Origin of the sequence: Paenibacillus woosongensis, from assembly GCF_030122845.1 — a bacterium.
GTDB lineage: Bacteria > Bacillota > Bacilli > Paenibacillales > Paenibacillaceae > Fontibacillus > Fontibacillus woosongensis_A.
In genome coordinates this window covers 2,185,947-2,208,350 of sequence record NZ_CP126084.1, presented here as the reverse complement: position 1 = coordinate 2,208,350, position 22,404 = coordinate 2,185,947, and the positions used below count along the sequence as shown (strand labels likewise).

27 protein-coding genes are annotated in these 22,404 nt (G+C 42.8%); 2 read left to right on the top strand and 25 right to left on the bottom strand.

Annotated features, from left to right (window positions below):
• Positions 1-171: 171 nt before the first annotated feature.
• The 24 genes from QNH46_RS10010 to QNH46_RS09895 form a co-directional block, all read right to left on the bottom strand.
• Positions 172-1,242 (bottom strand): glycoside hydrolase family 11 protein, encoded by a 1,071-nt coding sequence (locus QNH46_RS10010; protein WP_283927963.1) that lies wholly within the window; start codon positions 1,240-1,242, stop codon positions 172-174.
• Between the two features lie 300 nt (positions 1,243-1,542).
• Positions 1,543-2,613, bottom strand: coding sequence for a polysaccharide deacetylase family protein (locus QNH46_RS10005; protein ID WP_283927962.1), 1,071 nt, complete (start codon positions 2,611-2,613; stop codon positions 1,543-1,545).
• Between the two features lie 287 nt (positions 2,614-2,900).
• Positions 2,901-3,266, bottom strand: coding sequence for a VOC family protein (locus tag QNH46_RS10000; protein ID WP_283927961.1), 366 nt, complete (start codon positions 3,264-3,266; stop codon positions 2,901-2,903).
• Between the two features lie 10 nt (positions 3,267-3,276).
• Positions 3,277-3,723: a GNAT family N-acetyltransferase gene (locus tag QNH46_RS09995; RefSeq protein ID WP_283927960.1), complete on the bottom strand. Its 447-nt coding sequence runs from the start codon at positions 3,721-3,723 to the stop codon at positions 3,277-3,279.
• 27 nt (positions 3,724-3,750) lie between these two features.
• A complete protein-coding gene (locus QNH46_RS09990; protein ID WP_283927959.1) occupies positions 3,751-3,984 on the bottom strand; it encodes a pyridine nucleotide-disulfide oxidoreductase in 234 nt (77 codons plus the stop codon).
• 84 nt (positions 3,985-4,068) lie between these two features.
• Entirely contained in the window at positions 4,069-4,680 is a 612-nt protein-coding gene (locus tag QNH46_RS09985; RefSeq protein ID WP_283927958.1) for a class I SAM-dependent methyltransferase, read from the bottom strand.
• 133 nt (positions 4,681-4,813) lie between these two features.
• Positions 4,814-5,455 (bottom strand): hypothetical protein, encoded by a 642-nt coding sequence (locus QNH46_RS09980; protein ID WP_283927957.1) that lies wholly within the window; start codon positions 5,453-5,455, stop codon positions 4,814-4,816.
• A 73-nt stretch (positions 5,456-5,528) separates the two neighbouring features.
• Positions 5,529-6,002 (bottom strand): hypothetical protein, encoded by a 474-nt coding sequence (locus QNH46_RS09975; RefSeq protein ID WP_283927956.1) that lies wholly within the window; start codon positions 6,000-6,002, stop codon positions 5,529-5,531.
• Between the two features lie 172 nt (positions 6,003-6,174).
• Positions 6,175-6,630, bottom strand: coding sequence for an NUDIX hydrolase (locus QNH46_RS09970; RefSeq protein ID WP_283927955.1), 456 nt, complete (start codon positions 6,628-6,630; stop codon positions 6,175-6,177).
• 25 nt (positions 6,631-6,655) lie between these two features.
• Positions 6,656-7,198, bottom strand: coding sequence for a histidine phosphatase family protein (locus QNH46_RS09965; protein ID WP_283927954.1), 543 nt, complete (start codon positions 7,196-7,198; stop codon positions 6,656-6,658).
• 404 nt (positions 7,199-7,602) lie between these two features.
• Complete coding sequence (locus QNH46_RS09960; protein WP_283927953.1) at positions 7,603-8,655, bottom strand: leucine-rich repeat domain-containing protein; 1,053 nt, start codon at positions 8,653-8,655, stop codon at positions 7,603-7,605.
• Positions 8,656-8,658: 3 nt separating this feature from the next.
• Entirely contained in the window at positions 8,659-9,177 is a 519-nt protein-coding gene (locus tag QNH46_RS09955) for a metallophosphoesterase family protein (RefSeq protein WP_283927952.1), read from the bottom strand.
• A gap of 64 nt (positions 9,178-9,241) precedes the next feature.
• Positions 9,242-9,745 carry an NUDIX hydrolase gene (locus QNH46_RS09950; protein ID WP_283927951.1) on the bottom strand — a complete coding sequence of 168 codons (504 nt, stop codon included), beginning with the start codon at positions 9,743-9,745 and terminating at the stop codon, positions 9,242-9,244.
• A 122-nt stretch (positions 9,746-9,867) separates the two neighbouring features.
• A complete protein-coding gene (locus QNH46_RS09945) occupies positions 9,868-10,662 on the bottom strand; it encodes an aminoglycoside phosphotransferase family protein (protein WP_283927950.1) in 795 nt (264 codons plus the stop codon).
• 59 nt (positions 10,663-10,721) lie between these two features.
• The gene (locus QNH46_RS09940) at positions 10,722-11,345 is read right to left on the bottom strand and encodes a GyrI-like domain-containing protein (RefSeq protein WP_283927949.1); all 624 of its coding nucleotides are present in this window, start codon (positions 11,343-11,345) and stop codon (positions 10,722-10,724) included.
• Positions 11,346-11,584: 239 nt separating this feature from the next.
• Positions 11,585-12,397, bottom strand: coding sequence for an inositol monophosphatase family protein (locus QNH46_RS09935; RefSeq protein ID WP_283927948.1), 813 nt, complete (start codon positions 12,395-12,397; stop codon positions 11,585-11,587).
• Positions 12,398-12,434: 37 nt separating this feature from the next.
• Complete coding sequence (locus QNH46_RS09930; protein ID WP_430691902.1) at positions 12,435-13,268, bottom strand: HAD hydrolase family protein; 834 nt, start codon at positions 13,266-13,268, stop codon at positions 12,435-12,437.
• Positions 13,269-13,349: 81 nt separating this feature from the next.
• Positions 13,350-13,574: a hypothetical protein gene (locus QNH46_RS09925; RefSeq protein ID WP_283927946.1), complete on the bottom strand. Its 225-nt coding sequence runs from the start codon at positions 13,572-13,574 to the stop codon at positions 13,350-13,352.
• 3 nt (positions 13,575-13,577) lie between these two features.
• Positions 13,578-14,615, bottom strand: a complete 1,038-nt coding sequence (locus QNH46_RS09920) for a phosphotransferase enzyme family protein (protein ID WP_283927945.1) — start codon at positions 14,613-14,615, stop codon at positions 13,578-13,580.
• Positions 14,616-14,810: 195 nt separating this feature from the next.
• Positions 14,811-15,269, bottom strand: a complete 459-nt coding sequence (locus QNH46_RS09915) for a hypothetical protein (protein WP_283927944.1) — start codon at positions 15,267-15,269, stop codon at positions 14,811-14,813.
• Positions 15,270-15,301: 32 nt separating this feature from the next.
• Positions 15,302-15,706, bottom strand: a complete 405-nt coding sequence (locus tag QNH46_RS09910; protein WP_283927943.1) for a DUF1259 domain-containing protein — start codon at positions 15,704-15,706, stop codon at positions 15,302-15,304.
• Positions 15,707-16,567: 861 nt separating this feature from the next.
• A complete protein-coding gene (locus QNH46_RS09905) occupies positions 16,568-17,125 on the bottom strand; it encodes a DUF4240 domain-containing protein (RefSeq protein ID WP_283927942.1) in 558 nt (185 codons plus the stop codon).
• A 46-nt stretch (positions 17,126-17,171) separates the two neighbouring features.
• Positions 17,172-17,333, bottom strand: coding sequence for a hypothetical protein (locus QNH46_RS09900; RefSeq protein ID WP_283927941.1), 162 nt, complete (start codon positions 17,331-17,333; stop codon positions 17,172-17,174).
• Positions 17,334-17,521: 188 nt separating this feature from the next.
• On the bottom strand, positions 17,522-18,583 hold the full coding sequence (locus QNH46_RS09895) for a suppressor of fused domain protein (protein ID WP_283927940.1): 1,062 nt from the start codon (positions 18,581-18,583) through the stop codon (positions 17,522-17,524).
• 165 nt (positions 18,584-18,748) lie between these two features.
• On the opposite strand from QNH46_RS09895, the gene ytxJ reads away from it, so the two are divergent.
• Positions 18,749-19,087 carry a bacillithiol system redox-active protein YtxJ gene (gene ytxJ, locus QNH46_RS09890; RefSeq protein ID WP_283927939.1) on the top strand — a complete coding sequence of 113 codons (339 nt, stop codon included), beginning with the start codon at positions 18,749-18,751 and terminating at the stop codon, positions 19,085-19,087.
• A 164-nt stretch (positions 19,088-19,251) separates the two neighbouring features.
• Positions 19,252-19,563 carry a hypothetical protein gene (locus QNH46_RS09885; RefSeq protein ID WP_283927938.1) on the top strand — a complete coding sequence of 104 codons (312 nt, stop codon included), beginning with the start codon at positions 19,252-19,254 and terminating at the stop codon, positions 19,561-19,563.
• A gap of 69 nt (positions 19,564-19,632) precedes the next feature.
• On the opposite strand, the gene QNH46_RS09880 is transcribed toward QNH46_RS09885, so the two are convergent.
• Positions 19,633-22,314, bottom strand: coding sequence for an adenosylcobalamin-dependent ribonucleoside-diphosphate reductase (locus tag QNH46_RS09880; RefSeq protein ID WP_283927937.1), 2,682 nt, complete (start codon positions 22,312-22,314; stop codon positions 19,633-19,635).
• Between the last annotated feature and the right edge of the window lie 90 nt (positions 22,315-22,404).

The window sequence follows — 22,404 nt, the reverse complement described above, 5'->3', positions numbered from 1 at the left end:
CTTTGAATTGATAGTTTTAGCAGCGCTGGCATTATTTTCACTATATTCTCACTTTACCAGACGAGTTGATGTTTTTCTATGTAAAAAGAAATTAGGGGAACCCCAAAAATCCCGGCAGGGAAAACCCACCGGGATTTTGTTGAGAGACGTTTATGTTATTGCTTCCGATATTTAGTTGATCTCCAAATAATCGAGGAAAGCATCCCATGTTCCGTTATCGGCTGTAACTACAAGCTCAACCTCTTGATTTCCGGTTCCATGGCTGACATTATTTAGGGTATACACCGCAGGACTGCTTCCGCCGAAGTAGAAGGTTCCCTTCGTTTGTCCGCCGATTTTCAAATCAACTCTAGCCATGTTGGAATTGTTCGAAGCACCGCGGAGTGAGAAATTATGCGTGCCGGTCGTGAAATTGTGAGTAAATTTCACCGAATCACCGTTCGCGTATAGAGCCACTCCGTTGAACGGCGAGTTGATATTCCCAGCGTACGGTCCGCTTTTGGTCATACTCTCGGCCTCGACCTTCGAACCTGTACCTGGCTGAGGCGTTGTTCCCCCGCCGCCAATGTTCAATGTGTGGCTGTATACATTAGCACTTCCACTACTTTGATAGCCCTCTACTGTAAGAGCAACTTCATACATCTTACCCATTGTCATGCCCAATCTTTCCCAAGCTTTAAAGTGCTCGCTTACCGAGATGGTCCCACTTGTGCGCTTAGACGTCCGCACACTCCAATACTGCTTGAAAGTAGCCGTGCCTTTAATGGATGGCTGGTTTACTCGAGTCGTCTCATATATGTCATAAGTTCCCCCGTCAACAGTAACGGTGCCCTTTGGCGAAGCTCCAGGCGGACGCCAGCTGCCCCAGCTATCAACGATATAATATTCTACCAGCGGATCAACCGTCCAGCCATAGACCGTTAAATATGAGTTGCCGTTTGGCTGATAAGTGGCCCCATAGGTTATCGAGATATTTCCAATCTGCTGATGCGTTTGTGTCTCATTAAACTTCTTGCCTTTTCGGAATAAAATATTATTGATGTTGCTCCACTCCGCACTGAACGTGCCTCCACTGCCGAGAACCATTGTTCCATTTCCGCTATCCTTCCAGTATTCGTAGTCGTAACCGTCATGGGTTCCAACCGAATTGCTGGTAACCGTTTGCGCACTTACTGCTCCGGGTAATGTTAACGTGAAGCAGAGCAACAAAGCGGCAATCAACTTCATTTTTCTTTGTTTCATCGTAATTCCTCCCTTTTAGTTTAAACTGCATCTCGTCATCCTATGATGCTGTGCAGACCCTAGCAGATCTCGGTTATCACTTCCTTCCATTATTGGTATTGAAAGCGTTTGCATTTTTATTTTAACAGAGGCCTCCTTCCTTTTTCTTGTAATAAAATAAAGCTTCTATCGTCAAAACTTTAGTTTTTGCCCATAAATCTCATTCATATACACATGACATCCCGGTTGGAAGGATCCAACCGGGATGTGCCAAGCGGAACCTCTATTCAATTTAAAATAATGATTGTGTGCTTCAGAATGTTATTGGATCTCCAGGTAATCAAGGAACGCATCCCAGGTTCCGTTATCGGCTGTAACCACGAGCTCAACTACTTGGTTACCTGTTCCATGGCTAACATTGTTTAAGGTATAGACCGCAGGACTGCTCCCGCCGAAATAGAAGGTCCCCTTCGTTTGCCCGCCGATTTTCAAATCGACTCTGGCCATGTTGGAGTTGTTCGAAGCCCCGCGGAGTGAAAAATTATGGGTACCGGTCGTGAAATTATGCGTGAACTTCACCGAATCGTTGTTGGCATATAAAGCGACTCCATTGAATGGCGAGCTGATATTTCCGGTATACTGACCGCTCTTGGTCATACTCTCGGCTTCTATTTTTGTACCTGTGACAGGAGGAGGGGTTGTGCCCCCGCCGTCAGGGGCAACTGCCCGGCCGGTGCTTGGCGAGATCATCCCGGAGCAAAGGCCACGGTTCTTGAGATTTTGCGCAATCTGCGGGATCGCCTGGAGCGTTGCTTGGTACTGGTCATGCATCAGGATCACATCACCGTTTTGCAGTCTGCCTGCTGCCGCTACGATTTGGGCGGTGCTGGCGCCGTTCCAATCCTGGGAGTCAACATTCCAGAGCACTTCGGTAAGACCGTTCTGGGACAAGATAGACTTCAAAGTGGCATTGGTCTCGCCGTACGGCGGACGGAACAGCTTCGGTGCAGACCCGGTAGCCGACTGGATCGCCTGCTGTGTCCGCGTAATTTCCGAAGACATCTGCGAACTGCTCAGAGTAGTCATATGCGGATGTGTATAAGAGTGGTTGCCAACCCACATGCCTGCGCTCACTTGGTCCCGCACCAAAGAAGGGTAATTCTGTGCGTTTTGTCCCGTATTGAACATCGTTGCACGCAGACCAGACTGCTTCAGTGCATTAAGCAGGTTTGTCGTGTTACCGGGATTAGGGCCATCGTCGAACGTCAGGCCAACGTAGCCATTCGGGCAGTTGGCATCGGCAGCAGTGGCGGCGGGCATCATCGGAAGAGAGAACAATGAACCGAAGAGCGCAAGAGCTAGCGCCCCTTTTACTAGTTTTGCTTTGAACATAAAATAGTACCTCCTCGTCATTAAATACGAGTATAGTTACTCCCTTCACTCCTGGTCGCTGCAACTCTCTCTATGAAATTAGAGATTTGGCCTCATCTCCTTGTGATTTCAGTATCCCAACAAAAAAGCGCTTTCAAATAAAAAGATTGCTGCTGCTACCTTTTCATAATGAAAGCCGCTTTTTGCCAGGTGTCTCTAGTATAAATGATCAGAATGCTAAATAATATCTTACAATTAAACCATTTTACCCCAATTATCTTAGGAATATTGTGCTCCAGCTGAAATTTCTATTTTACTGGCTTTATACATTCTACTCTGTTTCCAAATGGATCTCTAAATTCAAATCTTTCAAACCCTGGAATAGGTATTGACTCTAGTGTTTCAATTCCATTTTCTTTTAGCCGGGTCTCCATTAGCTTGATATCTTCTACTTCATAGGCGAGATGAGCTTTTGTTAATAAACGATCCACTCCTGCTTCAGTACCAATATGCAACTGTTGGTCGCCAACTTCAACCCAAAATCCGCCTCTGTCAAGCAAACTTTCTGGTTTTTGTATTTCTTTCAGCTGTAAAACTCCACAATAGAACTTCCGCGCCTCTTCTTCTTGGCCCTTTGGAATTGTAATCTGTGCATGATGAAATTTGAGTATCATAGTTTGCCTCCTATATATGAACCATTTCAAACCTCTTAACGAATCTATATCCATTTATATCAAAACCATTTTTCTTATAGAATTCGTGTGCTTTCATTCGTTCAGGTTTTATACCGCTGGTTAGATAAAGGCTATTTGCCCCCTTCTCCTTAGCCCAATTTTCTATAAATCCAAGTAGTTCCTTTCCTATTCCCATCCCTTGAAGATCCTCCCTAACAACTACAATTGAGATTTGTACTGTAACTCCATCCCCTTCGTAGTAGTGTACTAAGCGAGTACCTATCATACCAACGACTTCATGATCTTGAATTGCCACGAATGTAAAATACCCCGGATTATTCTCGATCAGTTTCATTCTCTGCTTCATGCTATCCACATCGGTTGGATAACCTAAATCAGCCATCAAATCAGTTACCGCTTCTAGGTCGCTTGAATTATATTTACGGATTAAAACCAACCTCCATCACCTGCTCTCTTAAAATGGTTAGACTCTCGGCTTTAATATCGTTTTGTCTCGATCTACAGTTGATGTTATAAATTCCTGTTTGATTTCTTGTTTTAGTACCTCTTTAAAACGCTCTCTGCCAATCTGATCAAAACGTTTCTGAACTCTTTGTACATGTTCTTCATCCGCTTTAATCTTTGTTTCAATCTCTTCGTACTGTTCAAAAGAATCATATTCCCAGAGGGCAAAAATCTCACTTGTGTTCTCATCCACTTCAAGATGCCATCTGCCGTTTACCTAGTTTTGAGATACGCCCTCATAGTTTCTTGAAACTCTATCTAGACCGGTTGGCATTTCTTACAAACCTTTTCGAACTGTTCCGCGAATCAGAAACACAGAATTTATCATCATTCGTTCCAAGTGTTCGATTTCAATTCCCGCATCATCTACCATCTGCAGAATGTCCCTATTTTGATGGCAGCCGACTAATTTTACAGATAGTCCATCAAATCGGTTCTGGAACCATGCGTAGGTCGAATTCGTACTTATACCGTGTTCGAACAATAGAATATTCCCTCGGTCTTTTACCCATGCCTTCATTTTGTCTAAAACCACTTCTGGATTCTGGTACGCGCATAACGACAACGTGGATACGACGGTATCAAAAGAGTTCTCTGGGAGTTCCAGCCTCTCCACATCGGAAACCAGCAACTCGCAGTTAATGCCGTATTCTGCCGCGGCCTCTTTCGCCTTTTCAATCATCTTTGGGCTGAAATCTACCGCCGTCACATGAACGCCTTTGGGGTAGAACGGAAAATTGTTACCAGCCCCCACCGATACTTCCAAGACCTTGCCTGCGGCATGTCTCAATAGTCGGCTTCGTTCGCCTGCCATTTGTAGTTTCCTTCGCCGCCTTTCATACGATTTGGCCTGTCGGTCGAAAATGCGCACCCCTTTTTGATTTGTCATTTACCTTCACCTCGCTTTATTACTAATTTCTGTTTAACATGAGTTTAAATATCCCTAGTCACTTCAATCCATTTCGATACCACTTCAGTTAGTTTGCTTTTCTTATCCTCCATGTTACCCCCTCTTATCTATACTAGTTATTGTCTTCCCACCTTACCGAGTCCACAGTTTCATTTACAATTCGAATCATAGCATCGACGGCAGCGATCGGACATTGGTACTCGATCCGGAGTACATGTCGATCGAACTCGTAGAAAAAAACACCGGAAAAGACCGAATCCTCTTTATATTGATTGTGTTTACCCCTCAATCCGCCTTTGGAAGTAGTCTCGATAAACTCACCGGAAAAGGAGCCATCGTGATCTTGCTGCTCCCTGGCCACCGCTTCATATAATGAGGTATTCTCCATCACTTCATAGGATATCGTGGCTTTTCCCGATAAATCACGCACAAACACGATACTATCGCCCTCTACCACTGGTTCGCCCATATCCGTACGCACCGCGAAGGTCACTCCAAAAGGTTCGATCGTGTACTCTGTTCCATCGAACGTCGCGGTTTCATGCTCCAATGAGGTTTCCAACTTGACTTCGCCACCGACCACAACCGATAACTTCGCCGCGTCAGATGCGCGTGTGTCCGGATCAGGCGTATGTTTTGCTTCTGCTTCGCCGACCTCGCCAGGCGCTTCCTGGGAAGCATACTGATTCGTTGGGGACCCATTCTCCAGCGATTGTTCGGCTGGATTGTGTTTCCCCGTACACCCTGCTACCATCAATATGAGTACGGCCACAAGAAGGGGTGATACCCATTCTTTCCCCATCGATCTTATCCCCTCTCCTCCCACACTATTTCATGTCTGGCCAAGTATCAAGATGAATATCTCGTTCAAATGGAATCCCCCAGTATTTATACTCGATCTTTACTGTCTTTATATCCTCGTCATCTAATAATCTTATTCCATAATGAAGGGGTGAACTAGAATTCTGTGTTGTCTGATTAATTTCTTGAGGTGATTGTGTGGGGTGTATTGGTTCCTCATTCACTTCGAGGAATTTAACGGAATTTTCAAAATCAATACCGCTACCAACTAGATGTCCGGAATAACTAATGACCAATTGAGCCTTTTCAGGAGCTCTACCGTTAACTGTAACTTCTGATATGACAATATCATGATTCCCTGTATTGATTAGAGATATATCTAATTTCCTTTTTCCATCGTATTCAGAAAATCCATCAACAGTTAAAGGATTTTGATTGAGGAATATCACTACAATCATTCCCGTAATCGCCAGTGCAATTATTGAGATAAACAGTTTCATTCTAAGGATTCATATCACCCCCTAATTTCAAAGCTTGTGCCTGTGCCTTCTTGTTGGACTAAAACCGCCCCCGAAAATGGTAGTACCTCATGATGCTTCTGGATTACATTCTCAATCGATTGGAAGATCTTCATTTTATTGCACTTCCTTTCTTTAAGTAAAAAACATTACCTTACCATTCCGTGATATATCCTGCTTTTCTAAGATAATGTTCGGTAAATGGATTTAAATTCACGATCGGCTCGCTCAAAGAAAAATATTTCAGTTCATGACTCTCATTGTCATTTACTCTCGGGCTCCCTTCAATCTCATGAGCCTCATAAATCGCCATGACATTGTAGATCTCATCTCCATGAGGGTATTTGAAATACATATCTTTACCAGATAAAATGGTTATAAATTCGAACGATTTTGCGGTTAGACCTGCTTCTTCAAAAAGTTCCCGAGCTGCAGCTTCTTCCAAAGATTCTCCAAGCTCTAGTGCACCGCCTATGGTTCCCCAATCATTTGTATCTGTTCTCCTTTGAAGAAGCAGCTCTCTATCCTCATTGAAAATTAACACGCAGGCCCCCGCCATAATTAAAGGCCTAGACCCTACAATTGCTCTTAAATCCATAATATATCCCACCGCACATGACTCCTTTAGTTTGTTATTACTTCCAAATTCGGGTGATACGTCTTTCCCCTTTACGATTTAGAGCAAGCTCAAATACATCCGGATTGCTAAGTTTTCTCCAATCATTAAATCCAATTTCATGATCATTATATTTCAATAGTAATGACAAAAGATTTCCATGCGTGACTACTGCAATATTCATCTCAGGACGATCAATTATTTCCTTAATCACAGAAATGCCGCGCATCATGGCCTCACGTGATGATTCTCCGCCTGGTAACTTCATATCCAAGTCTTCAAATGATTCTTTTAACTTCTCCATCCAATCGTCGATTTCTTCTGCAGACAAAACCCTTTCGCACAGCCGGTTATCCTTATGGATCGTCAAATTTAAAGTTTCAGCAAGCGGACGTATGGTCGAGATAGCTCTTTCGTATGGACTGGATATGATATAGTCAATCTGCTTTCCAATGAAATACTCAGCTAGTTGATCAGCCTGCAGCTGACCCTCGCTAGTTAATTGCGCATCTGGTTCTTGACCTGTAGCCTTACAATGTCTAATGAGGTATATACGTTTCAAGTGTGATCACCACTGATTGTTATTATTTTTAGCACCGCGGTTGATGTAACCGGATTGTTGCTTAAGCCCACTTCTCAGAAGTTTGTTAATGCTCATAATGATATAAAACGACCCAGCCTATGATAGCTCATATCTTAGGCTGGGTCATCATTTGTTGTCGGAGCGTTCTTCCACGATTATACAACGAACAACTAAAGGGCAGTAGGTATTTATTTTTTCCCAAAGTCTGCCAATGTACATGTCCTAGAAAACCTCCATCCATTTTGTCACCTTATCTCGAAGCTTTCCTAAATCGAAAATACTTACTGCCGGAATATCATACCAGTCAAATTTTTCTACAGTCGTTTCTTTCTAAAAACTAGGTTCTACGTATCTATCATCCAACCGTAGAATAGCTCTCGAAGCTACTGTTGCGATTCATCTGTTTCCCATAACGAATCCCGCGAAATGTTAATGTATTCCAGTTGCTTCATTCCATACAGGAAATCAGGCTTCTGTTTGATCATACACATTCCCAAGTTCAAGACTCGTAAATGCTTCAGCTTCTCTAGCTCGAGAGGCAGTTCATGGATCGAGGTGTACTGAATTGTAAGCTGCTCCAGTTTTTCTAGCTCTCCAATCTCTGCTGGGATGCGATTAAGACTGATTTCTTCCTTGGGCTTAACCCGATACCCGGGGGTGGGCCGATCTGAGCTCCCACATTGAATGCACAGCTCTTTCAGATTCTTAAGTTTAGATATGGATGCGGGAATACTCTCCAAATCAGCCGTCAGGATTTTCAAGCGCTCAAGCTTGCTTAACTCGAACAGCTCTTCGGGCAGACGGTAAAGATCCTGTTCAAAAATTTCTAGCTCACGCAGCTCTGTAAGGTATCGGATTTTCTCAGGCAGCTCTGTCAGCCTATGTCCACTTATATACAGCCGATCAGTCTTATGCTTAATGGCATCATCTAGCAATCGATCCAGATCGCGGTGAGCCTTTAATTCTATAAACAGCCCAGGAATACGATCCATCAGTTCAATGGCTTCTTCCTCCGTTACATCCAACCCATACATTTGTTCATGCACAACGGAATAAAGGAAGTCTCCCCCGCCTTCTTTCAAAAAGCACAGGTCTTCCGGCAGGTTCGGATAAATCCAATCTGACAGACGGTTTGCTAATTGCTTCAGCAGATTTCCACTTTCTTCGCAGCATCTATACAAGTAATAGGTTCCTTCCGTATAAAAAGCGCTACTGCGATACATATTACTTATTTGTGTTACTTCATCTATAGAATCGCCTTGAATTACGATGGTCTTCATCAGGTAAGGCTCCATCGCTTCCAGGGCACTTGTATACGGAATCTGGGCCGGATCAACCGGAATTTTCTCCCCTAGCACAAAAAACTCCGAATTCTGTATAGCCAAATCGATAACCTGCTCATAAGCTTCACCTCTAGGGTCTGTATATAATCTCACTGATCAATCTCCATTCCATAAATTCTTTATACTCGTCGTAGTATAAATACCTTCGTCGAATATTAAACAATTTAACTGCATTCCATATGCGCATCCACCATCTATCCCAATCTTACCCCGACCAAACCTAATATCCGAGGAATCATGAAGTTCAATAGTTCTAGTATGACCGAATATGACTAGTTTATCGGTTTTTGGTTCCGACTGATGAAACTCTTCCTTATTATACATAAAGTCATGCTCAGGTTGTTCTCGCCAATTTATATACTTCGGATTGAGTCCAGCATGAACATAGATATGGTGTAAATCTTCATAATAAAGAGGTAAAGATTCTAGAAAATCTATATGGCTACTAAAATTTACTCGTATATACTCTCTAGCTTGTTTAAACAATTCCTCATTCATATTGTCAGTAACAACATGACAATAACTTTGGAGCGTTTGCATACCACCATGTTCCAAAAATTTATCTTGGACCGTGTTTATACCCGTCTCTGATAGAAACGGATAACTTAATCCCATATATCTTGTTCATTTTTGGTGTTAACACCCTCTCACTGGTTTCTCCAAACCCGAAAGACTTACTTCAGCTGTCGGCTGCCCCACTAAAAAATCGATGTTTAAAATAATAAATTAACCCTGCTCGATCAACATCTGAGAAATACAGGGGATTCTCTTCTAACATCTCTTTAATCTCTTCTATATCTCTCCAATGTACTCTCTTCGTATCGTCGCCCGCTTCTAGCAGTTCTCCTTCTGATGAACATATAAAGTACATTCCAGTAGAGTCAATAGGTCCTTTCACTGTCTGATAGACACAAAAAGGCCTTATACATTCCACTTCAAAACTATGATTGATTCCTTTGGTGTCAATTCTAGTCTCTTCGCCATCGACCTGAGTTACCTTCAATCCAGTCTCTTCGAATACTTCTCTTTTTAATCCTTCTAATATTGGTTCAAATAATTCAAGTCTTCCTCCAGGAAGCTCCAAAAGCTCAAGTTCACCGGCCTTATTTCTTGTTTGTATTACAAGTTGCAACCTGTTATTTCTTATACGTTCAATGAATGCCCTTGCATTTACAAAGAACATTTCTGGATCACCTCAGATAAAAGTAACTTTACTCCTATATTTTTTCTCTATACTCTTCTGTTTTCTTCTATACTCTTCTTCAACATACAAACATGCAAACCAGACGAACCTGTGATATCACACTAACTCCAATCATCAAAATGCTTCTCAAGAAAGTTTAACTCCTTCTTATAATGAGCTAAATGTCCTTCTTCAACTAGTCTTATAAAGGCCGGATCTCCGGATGTCGCCCGCTCTGACAGTGTGGTACACATAAAATTTATGCGAGAAATAACCCATTCCTTGAGATCGACCGGCACATCCATGCCATAGGAATCAAAAAAAATTTGTATTCGTTCCCTCCGTATGGAGGCATGATCTACTTTGTTATATTCAACCACCGCATAATCTTCCCCACCTGGCGAGAACCCTGCAAGAGGAACTGAAGTGTACAACGTGTAAGCAATATCCCATATTCGTGGTCCTGGACCTGCCATATCAAAATCAATAATCCCTACTGGGAGCCTGTTCTTGAACACAACGTTATAAAGCGCAACATCGTTATGACAGACTACTTCATGCAGGGATTTTTCCGGGAAATTATGAAGGGACATTTCAGATGTTGTAAATCCTGCAGTCGCATCATGGAAGTTTCTTAAAAGCTTTGCCAATTCAACTAGCACCAAATCCGACCACATATAGCCTTCAATTTCAGGGTAATCGTTTCCAGGCACCACCCCATCGATGTAAGATAAGATTTCTCTTCCCTTTTCATCTACCCCTAAATATCGAGGGACAGACGGGCAACCCACCTTCTCAAGGTACTTAAGCAAATCACTCACATATGGATTGGGTTTAGATTCTCGGCGTACTGTCTCACCTACCTTTACGACTTGATTAATATTCCCGCCGGTCAAGATTTCCTCGCGATCAGTCATGTCTATGCCTCCTTTAAATCACCTTCCAAAACAACCCGGCCATAGATAGATACTGTTAATCACAACTTTTTTACAGGGAATCTTAACACCGTTTTTAACTTGGATGGTTCAGTTCTTCGAGGATCAGACAAATAGATCTCACGATGAATTTTGCTTGTACGGATATATCCATGTTCTGAACAAAACTCTTCCATGATAGCGAAACTTTCCGACTCATTATCATAGCTGCCAAGATGCAATGATTGACAACTTAATCCATCCTCAGCATGCTCAAACCGGACCTTCTCGAGGTAAGGATTTTGCTTTTTGTTCCTTGTATGTTCTAAAAATCGTTTGAATAAACTTTCAGTCAAAAAATCTGGTTGGCGTATCATTATAGTGTACTTAAAATTGGTTTTGTCTGTTGCCGGCTTAGTCCGATCAAGTAAATCCCATACGCCTTCAAGTGGAAAAACCGTATATTCATAATAGCCAACCGGCACATCATCGCTCTTATAGGACATTCTCACCGCATAACTTAAACTGTATAAAGCCTCAGTAGCCATTGCAAAATCCTTTCCGTTAGGATCCCCTGAACCATTAATCATAATAAACGGAATACTAGGCACCTCTACAATCTCTGGTGATGTTTTTGGCATGTAGAGATGTTTAAAATCTTTCTTATAATCTATTTTTTTACTCAATTTCATTCTCCCCTCACTTCATGAATCAAACTGACGTTTCCCTTATTGAATCTTCACTTAGTGATCTCTACAAAACTTTTAGCGATATCATTCGCTTCAACAATTGTATTTGCAGGCCCCGATATATATCCTTCGACTAAGTTATATCGTGAGCTTATTTCATCGAACGAATTTAGATTCATTTGAGTATATAACTCCAACAATTTTCGTATTGATTTTAAGTGATTTAAGATAGTCCATCATACCTCGAATAGTCCCATCCCCTCCTTAACAACCTTGATCAATTCATCTTTATGGTCAGGATGACATGCAATTAAATAGGGTTCTTCATTCATTCCTGTAAACGGATTGCCATCAAAATCAATAACTACTCCTCCTGCTTCTTTTACCATTAAAACTCCAGAATAGAGATCATCCCCTTCGGAATTATAAAGGACAGTCCCATCGATATCGCCTTTAGCAAGCATGCACCATTGTAATGTCGGCGCCCATAACCTCATCATTCTCTTAACATTCAAATCCATATGTTTCCTTAATTGGACTGCTTTCGGATCATTTTGAACTTTATGTCCTTGGATCCAGCCAATGTTCCCTCTTTTGAAATGATTGCTTCGTTTCACTTTCATTTCTCTACCGTTGCAATAAGCACCTTTATTCAGGCAAGATTCAAATAATCTATCGGTCATCGGCTCGTATACTACACCAAGAACCGGTTCCTTTTTATACATCAGAGTAATTGAGGTAGTGAACACCGGGAGACCAATGGCGAAGTTGTTTGTCCCATCCAATGGATCAATTAGCCATAGCCAATCCGAGCTTTTTCCATTGTCCCCCGCTTCCTCGCTATGTATTTGATGATCTGGAAAAGTACTGCTTATACCTTGAAGTATGATGGCCTCAGCCATATGATCTACTTCAGTTACAACATCACCAAAGCTATCCTTTGACTTAATATGTTCAAAGTTATCAAATCTTTCTTTGGCAATAAGTCCAGCTTGTTTTATTAATTTCACTGCCACTTCTTGAGCTGTATGAATAATATCTGCGTTCATGACTCACCTCTTAACTTTAGAACTATATCCATCCAAATTACTTTATGCATGTTTTAATAAATTTGGCTACGCCATCTTCGTTATTACTCTCGATGACCGTATCTGCAATTCTCAAGATGTCTGCATGCGAATTAGCCACTGCTATTTTCTTGCCACCAACCTCAAATAATCCTAGATCATTTAAATTGTCGCCAAATATGCAAATATCCTTGGTTTCTACATTCATATGTCTTGCCCACATCTTTAAACCTTCGCATTTTGCAGCAAGCGGATGACTGAATTCAAGGAAGTATTGATTTTCTATATAATAGTCTTTCATGATATGGTGGTTGACCTTATCCCCTAATACAGAGCTTACTTCTTCTTTAAGTGGTAGTAAATCATCCAGCTCGCCAATAAATGTCAAGGCTAATGTCTTTTCATGATCGGACGATTCAAGTGTATTCACTTCAATGAATCTTGGATCATTGATCCGGCTCTTTAGGAATTCTGTCATGCCAAAGGAAGTTAATTTCTCGTGATATACCCGTTCTTTATTCGAAGGATCCAATAAAAAATAAAAAGGTGTACACCCATGTTTCTTGCCTCTTTGTATGATCTCATTTGTCAAACCAGCATCTAAAAAGTATCCATCGATCACCCGATTATGAATAACATCAAATAGTAGTGCACCATTATATAGAATGACTGGATGCTTCCACGCGATGTCAGAAACTACACTATATGCACTTATCAACCCTCTGGCGGTAGCAAAACTAATAATGCAGCCTTCTTGAATAGCGGAATTGAGAACGTCAACGGTAAAGTCCGACATCGTTTGATCGGATCTTAATAAAGTTCCATCTAGATCAGTTATGAATATTCTACTCAAATTCATACCTCCTTTGGTCTTTGCATGTCAAAGTAATGTCGGATATATTTCAATGTGATTGATCTTCTAATTCACACTTCCTTACACCATAAAACACCATCTAACTCCAAACTTATCAATAAAGGATACTAAACAGGGGCTGAAAAATATGGGACCAATTGGAGTTATCGTTTTACTTTCTACATTTATAATTTGATAAGCCTCAGGGTCATACATAATATTGTCAACTTCTGATCCAAAGGTCTTTTTATAAAGCTCGATAGCTTCAGAACAAGCGCCGTTTAAATAAAGCTGTAGTACCAACATCCATTAATCCTCCTCAAAATAACCATTTATAATAGGGGCTATCATTTCAAATAGGAATGACCTGTCATTAATGTACTCATGGATGTAAGCCAAAGCGTATTTTTGCTCGTCAATTAAACTAGGAATTTCTTTCATATTAGACGAGTGATGACAATAATTTTCAATCATCACCATGATGAAAAAACACTCCAGGTCACGGAGATAGTCGTCTGTATTTAGTTCAACAACACTCTCATATCCTTGAATTAGTAACCTTCGATGTTGAGGGTTAAGCTCCAATAGTGCTCCTGCTAAATCATACAAATAGTATCCATAACCGCATCTGCCAAAATCAATGGGGCATGGAAGCCCGTTGTTAAACACGACGTTTCCAAAGTGTAAATCTGCATGGATTAACCCATAGTTTCGAGCATCTCGCTGCATGCGATCAAATTGATGAATGATCTTATCTACAGCTTTCTGATAACGTTTCCATGACTCGTCCGGTAGAAATCGTGAATAATAAAGTTCCAGTTTAGCTACTTCCTGCCTGAAGCTATCACTCCCCCAATGAGGTCGGACAAAATCAACGGGTGTTTCCAAACTAGCTGAAGCTTTATGAATTCTACCAATCATGGCCCCTATGTTATATACATGGCTGTCTGTGAACTCACTATTCCAGTGCTCTCCCTCAACCCACCTCATTAACGTGACGTATGGTTTCCGATACCCTTCTTCTGTTTCACACTCTAAAATATAAGAGCCACAGCGGCTTTGAATCCCTTCTGGCACTACCAAATCCTTTACTTTCCTTAATTCATTTAGAAAAACAAGTTCAGACAAAATTTCTTCTTTGTTGACTCTTTCGGAATGAATACGAAGCAGGTAATTTCCCATCGTATCGGTTTCTATTTTGTATGTAACGGTATCTGACAAATGAATAAAACGAATACAGTTCCATTCCACTTCATACTGTTGAATCGCACTCAATGCAACATTCCTTGCTCTCGAGAGTAAACTTTTTCGTGTTTCTTCTGTATCAAAGTCAAAAAAAGACTTCATGCCCCCACCTACTCTGTTTTATTTTTGTCCTAATTTCAGATCACGTTTCTTATATACACGAAACGACCCAGCCCTAGATAGCTCTTATCCTGGCTGGATCGTTTGTTGTCTGAGCATCTTCCATCATTATACATCTGACTGCCGAGGGACGATAGTCCCGAGTGAATACGGTGTTATAACCTTATTTATCGTATGCTATATGCCGCAGTGAATAACATAATGACTTGAGATTAATGCTTCCTCAATTATTTCTACTAACTCATCCATTTGGTCAATAACATCCACCTTTTTGAATTTATTTTTCTCATAATAGCCCTTATTAGATCCTAAATCCCGGCAATAATCTCCAGTTAAAATAATGTATTCCGGCCCATGAATAAAAAGATTTCTCCAAGATATGATAATATCTCTAAATTTCCTCAGCTGTTCCTTCTCTTTGATGATTGTGTACCCATATCGATCTAATCCTCTTTCATGCGACCCATTGGGATACCATCCTTCGATCCAATTCAATGCATCACTAAGATAATTGATTAGCTCATCATCGATTGACACATGAAAATTAACTGGATTCCCATTAAGTACTATACCGTTTTCAGTCCAAGTAATATCTGGATGATCTACTCGTCCAACAAAAAAGTCATGATTCGGCACTTCATATGTCCCTCGCTTCAGTTAGTAAAAAATTAAGCTACTGGATAACTGCTTAAGGTTGAAAAAGCATACGCTATTTTCTTTGCAAAATGTAACGGAGGCTCAACAGACTGGATATGAATATACATAATTTGGGGCCTTGTATATAACCAGTGATTATGCAAGGCACTAACAATCATTCCTTGTTGGATAATCGCATGCATAAAGCGAGGAATCTCTTCTTCTAAAATTGCAATTTCAGCCAAACATAACGCATTACCGCCTTGATCCAGGGATTCAAATAAGACGTCTGCTGGCACAACAGACCTGCTCATGCGCCCTTGCACATTTACCTTAAAATTGCGATGCAGCGATACAGAACAAATATCTTCGTTAATGTTGCTTTTTCCTCTAAGAATATTAGCAAATTGTTCGCAAACCAAATGAAAGTGATCCATATCATTAACCCCCCTGTTACAAGAAAAATTCTGTAATATATATTCAATGGAAGCCTTGAACATGTGAATATTCTTGTAATTAGGCTGGTTTAATTATATTTTGATCCTGGTCAAAAGCAAACCGCAATCAATGTGACCGTAGAATCTGCTTCATTACTACTGCCTATTACTTCCTCGAATCCTAATCTAACTCCTGCCGGATACTGAGCAGCTTATTCCCTACCTACTTCTATAACTACTGGTTCCTCCGTTGAGACAACGTCAACGATATGATTTAGGCAAGATACACTATAATATTTGAAAGATCCTGGATAGTCTTCCGAAGCTATCGTCCCGGCACGAATAAAATCTAAATACCTCGAGTTTCTCACCGGATAGCCAATATAGCTATTAAATTCAATTTTAATTACAGGTGATTTTTCGTCATTTGTAACGGTATAACCATCCCCAATATTTTTGTCTCCAATTAATATAGGTTCTGGTGTTGAACTTGTAATACTTCTGCTAAAGAAAAGACGCAAATCCCAACTGGCATAAGACCGCAATTAAATAACTGATATTTATACTTAATTTATAATTATGTTTTCTTGATTCAGTGATATATTCATTTTTATATCCTTGTATGACTTTAATAGTATCCCAAATTCAATTATACCCATCAGACTCCATAACAAAGTAAATACTAATAATAGTGCATTAACAAGAGAGAGTAACATCCCTACTCCTATATCCGCTATTTTTATGAATTTATAACATAGATGGAATACAACTGTTGTTATAAAAAGAACTAATCCAATGAGACTTAATATCGGTTTGTAATTATTAATATGCTTTCACCCACCTTCGAAGCTATATTTCAAGTTAAGTTAATGGGTTCTCTCCGAATCTACTCCATAACAAAGGATATCGTACCTCTAAATCCTCTTCCTCCCAGTCTAAATCCAATTCTGCGGGCTCAATTTGATAACCCCTATTTTCTAATTCATGCAAAAATTCGGTATGAATTTCATCATTATATTCAAATTCACCTGTTTTTTTATATATGTACGCATCTAATCCTACCGATAATATTTCTTCCATTTGAGGAGCATATTCATCCTCCATCAAGTTTTCTTCTGTAAAATATCCTGCTAAAAATTCAGGGTTGTTTATTGCTCCGTTGTATACTTCTTCCCCTCTTGAAATTAGCCATCCTCTGAAATAATCAAATCCGTCATCCGAGCAGCCCCCCATGATCACAAATGCAGCGCCCCATAGCGAACTTGTGTAGGACTGATCCATCATCTTCTGAAGTTCAACTTCAAAATCTATAATTTCTTTAAGCTCTTTTTTTGACAATTCTCGAGCCAGCCACCCTACTTGTTCTGAACCCTGTTTTTTTGATTGATCTATAAATTCCCAGAAATATGGAGTCGACATGAAATTTAAGTCTCCTTTTTAATTATGATTTTATTATTGGGGTTTTTTAAAACCATCGTCTTAATTCATCTTTACCTGCAATAACTGCGCCTGTGCATTCTCTTACGATGGCTTCATTATGCATAACCTTAATAAATTTGTGAAAATCCTTCTCCATCCAAGACTCGAAATACAAATTGATAATTTCTATAGCTTTATCACGGTTCATCAATAACCTCCTTGCTTTAATGCGTTGATTTCCGATACGTTCCCGTATTCACGAAACGACCCAGCCCTAGAGATCTCTTATCTTAGGCTGGGTCGTTTGTTGTCTGGGCTTCTTCCCACGATTATACATCTGACTACCAACTCATACAATGCAGAATAATAGCAAATGTTGGCATCACTATATCCACATCAGCCAATCGTTTCGACGACATTTCCTTCCTGGTCTTTAATGTGAGTTTGTACGATTTGGATCGCAAGCCCTGGCATAGCAGTTAATTCAAATGCCCCAGCCTTCGGCACCAGGCTTTGGCTAAGTTCGGCAGCAGCGGCCTCATTCAAGACGATGCTGATTTCGTCATCCTCGGTACTGCAACCGGGCTGTTCCCCAGGCTCGAACACAATGCGGATCTCTTGGCCGGCAAGGACAAGGCTTTTGCCTTTGAGTATCCGTCCGCGCAGCAGCTTCCCGACAATTTCAGCTTGCTTCGCACCTAGTTTTACTGTGTCCGGACGTTTGCTGAACCATCCTTTTTTGCCCGGCTCCCAGGCCAATTGATCGACATATAAAAAGCCGGTATTAGAGCCTTCCTGCTCCATCCCTTGTTCAACTGCCTCCATAATCGATGGAATCTGCAAAAGAGAATCCCGGGATAAATCGGTAACATAACCCGGAATTTGCGCCGCACCTTCCCTTAGCAACCCTAATGTATTCCAGGTCTGCATCGCCTCAAGCTCATCTCTCGTGATCCCTACCATTTGAATAAACTCCACCAGGCCATTGGGCGTATAGATCGGCGGCAGCTCAGGATCCAATGTGAAAGCAAGAGCTGTCAATAGCGTGTCTTCGCCCAGGCAGATCGGGCCATTCGCATCTAAATAATCGCCGGGTTTGAACACATTACCGCTATTAAACACGTATCTTCCCATGTTTTGCAGCAAATTCAGTGCCCAGGCCGGCGGCTCCTCTTCGCCATCATTCCGCGTCAGCCGCAATGTCAATTCAAACCCGAACCCGCTGTACTCGTCATTCTCCGATTCTTTTTCATACAATTCAGAAAATCCATAAGTTACAAAATGCCAGTGCGGAACCGGCGTCTCGCTCTTGTAAACGCTAATCCCATCCAGCGGATCCTGACCTCCAAGCGCATAGGATATAAGGGTTCCATAATGCTTGGGCTCCTGCTCCCCGTATATTTTGGACAACTCCTGGTCAATCGCATCCCAGCCGGATGTATTTGCTTCCTCACTCATCATTTGTGCCTCCTATGTATTGTACTGGCTTTCAGCCATGCCTGCTGTTTATTCTACTATTCTACTCGTTTCTGCACCAACTTGACTACGGGCAGGATCATGTTAAAATTCAATCATTCGATGAATACTTATGGTTAACTACAACTAATGAGGAGAGTGTGCTGTATGAACTGGAGAGAAATTACGACACTTGAAGAGTGGAATGAAATGTTGGCTAAATCAACAGAGCGCGGCCAGATTATTCTAAAACATAGTACGACATGTCCTGTAAGCTCCAACGCGCTTCAGGAATATGAACAATATTTGCAGGATGCTCCTAATCCAGATTTGGATTATACGCTAGTGAAAGTAATCGAATCCCGTCCGGTGTCCAACCAAATTGCCGAGGATTTGAATGTCAAACACGAATCGCCGCAAATTATATTTATCAAGGATAAGTCCAAATACTGGACCACCTCCCACTGGTCGGTTACAAAGGCGCATATAACCGCGGTTTTGGACTAATTAGGGATTTGAAAATGAACTAGCAGCCCGGTTGATGCTTCGATCACCGGGCTGTTAAACCACTATCAGCTGCTTGAATTCACTTTTAAAGTCGATGGCGAAGAATTCAAGGGACATTTTCATGGCGATGAGATTATCTGGTTTAACCTTACCCCAAGCAAACGATGGATGAAAGTAGAGTAAAGCGAATTGAATCTGCCATATACTCATTAATAAGACATCATGGAGTCTCGGATGATATTCAGAACTTTGAAAAAATAAAACCTTTATTTGAAGATACCCCTCATGAGCGCAAGCAATTTTCTTTGCAGATGCAGGGAAATGAATACAAAGGGTTTGTTCATAAAGGAGAGGTTCACTGGTTCCATCCTCAGCCTCATCAGAAATTTGAGGACGAAGTTTTAGAGGTATTGGAGTCTAAGATTCATGAGAAAGTGGAACGGAAAGAACAGGATATAGAAATTCAACAGGAATAGAGAATGATCGATCCAAAAAAAACGGTCAGGCGCACAGATTGCTGCCTGACCGTTTATTTTCTTTCTAGCTTACGAACACTTGCTGTACCCGCAGTTCGCGCAGGTTTTGCAGCCTTCCACGTTCAGCAGCGAGGCCGACCCGCAGGACGGGCACAAGTCCCGCGAGGACGCCGGCGCGCCGCCATGATGGCCGTTGCCGGCAGACTGGACACCAGCCGTTATGCTCCCCGCAGAGCCCACACCTGCTTGCTCTTCGTGGTGAGCCACGGTCGCAGCTACCGGAGCCGGATCATGATCGTCATACGGGCCATGCTGCACGTGGATTTCCAGTGCTTTGGCAACGGCATCGGCGATCGACTCAACCCGATTCGGACCAAAGCCGATAGCGCCGGAACCGCCAATGCCTTTCAAATGCTTGATCAGCAGCTCTACCTTCTGTCCATGGTCGCCGTAGCGCAGGAACAGGGAGCATACGCGGCCCAGAGCCTCGGCCATCGCGAACACGTCTGAGCCCGCTTTGCCGACATTGAGGAAGATTTCGCTCGGAATGCCGTTCAAATCGTTAATCGTAATGTACGCCATGCCAAATGGCGTATTGATTTTATACGTTGCCCCATGCAGGACCTGCGGACGCTTCTTGTACTGCTTATCGAACACCGTCTTCTCGCTTGGGTCCACCCCGGCGGACAGCGTTTGATCCAGTCCGTTTAACGCATTTTGCTCCGCGCCCGTTGCCGAACCTTCAGCGCCAGCCGAAGCACCGGCAGCATCGCCGCTTTCCGAAGAGTTTGCATTTGCATTTGCTTCCGCTTTATCGTCTTTCTTCTCCGTCTGCAGAACCTGCACATCGCGGCTGCCGTCACGGTAAATCGTTACGCCCTTGCAGCCGAGATCGAAAGCTAGCTCATACAGGCGTTTCGTCTCTTCTACTGTAAAGTCGGCCGGACAGTTCGCTGTCTTCGAAATTGAGCTGTCTACCCAGCGCTGGATGGCCGCTTGCGTGCGAATATGATCCTCGGCGGACAGATCCATCGCCGTTACGAAATAATCTGGCAGCTTCTCGCCCGGATGAGCATCCATCCATTCCTGCGCAATCGGAACGAACTGCTCGTCAAAGCCCAGCCGGCTCTGACGGTAATATTTGAACGCGAAGTAAGGCTCGATCCCTGTGGACGTACCAACCATTGTACCCGTACTGCCCGTAGGAGCCTGGGTAATGATCGTAACGTTGCGAATGCCTTTCTCGCGAACCGCTTCACCGACCTCAGGATATACCTCGGTCATCACTTTCATGAATCCGCTTTGCAGATATTTGTCGGCCTCGAATGCCGGGAATGAGCCCTTCTCCCCTGCGATATCCGCCGAGGCAAGGTAAGCCTCCTTCGCAATGAAGCCATATAATTTATCAAGAAACTCCAGCGATTCCGGACTGCCGTAACGGACGTTAAGCTTGATCATCAGCTCGGCCAGCCCCATCGTGCCGAGGCCTACGCGGCGCTCATTCTTCTGGTTCTTCTCGTTCTCTTCGAAATGATAAGGTGTTTTATTGATGACATTGTCCAGAAACCGCACCGAATAACGCGTTGTCAGCGCCAGATCGTCCCAAGCGACGTCATGCTTGTCCTCATCATAGAATTTGGACAGATTTATCGCCGACAGATTGCACACTCCCCAAGCAGGCAGCCCTTGCTCCCCGCACGGATTCGTACAAATGATCGGATTGAAATACCAGCTGTTCGACATTTGATTGTAGTATTCCATAAATACGACGCCCGGCTCGGCCGATTTCCAGGCCGATTCAATGATCGTATGCCAGATCTCCCGCGCCTTCACCGTACGGAAGTGATTCACTCTCCGTCCGGCAGCTTTCCATTTGTCCAGGTCGCCGTCCCACACCTCATTGTAATCTTCATAAGTCGTATCCGGGAAGACAAGCTCCCAATCCAGATCTTCCTTCACGGCCTTCATGAAGTCATTGCTGACACAAACCGACAGATTCGCGTTCGTCACTTGGCCCATCGTTTGCTTTACCGTAATGAAATCCAGCAAATCCGGATGCCAGTCGTTAATCATTAGCATCAGCGCACCACGCCGGCTGCCGCCCTGCTCGATTAAACCTGTCGTATAGCTGAACAGTCCGCCCCAAGATACAGCACCGCTGGATGAGCCATTTACGCCTTTGACAACAGCCCTTCTCGGACGCAGCGAGCTCAGGTTGATTCCGACGCCGCCCCCGCGCGCCATAATTTCGGTCATTTCGGACAGCGTCTCCATAATGCCGCCTCGGCTGTCCTTCGGCGATGGAATCACGTAACAGTTGAACAGCGTCAACTCATCGCTGGCTCCGGCGCCAGCAGCAATACGTCCGCCCGGCACCAGCTTCCAATCGTCCAGCACATAACGGAATTTCTCCTCCCATTCCTGCTGCAGCTCCGGCGTAACCTCCACCGAGGCCATGGCGGAAGCCAGGCGATCCCACATTTCTTCCGGTGTTTTCTCGATATTCAGCGTCAGCTTCTCAACATCGGACTGCACGAGCTCGCCGGACCGGGTCTTCACCGTAACCGTCCGCCCCTCTCGCGCTACGACCTCGCCTACTTCTTTCGTAGGGAACTTCGGATCATCCTTCGTCAGTACAAGGACCACGTCGCCGACCTTCGCATGGCTCGGATCAGGATTTTTCCATGCGTACCGATCCAAAAAGATTTTTTCACTAAGTCCCTCCAGACGTTGTTTCTGCTCTGTTTTCAAAGAAAACACCCTCCTCAAAATGATGATTCGCGCCCTAATTCTACATCACCGCAGACTAATTGTTGTTTCTTGTCGCAGTGTTTATCACCG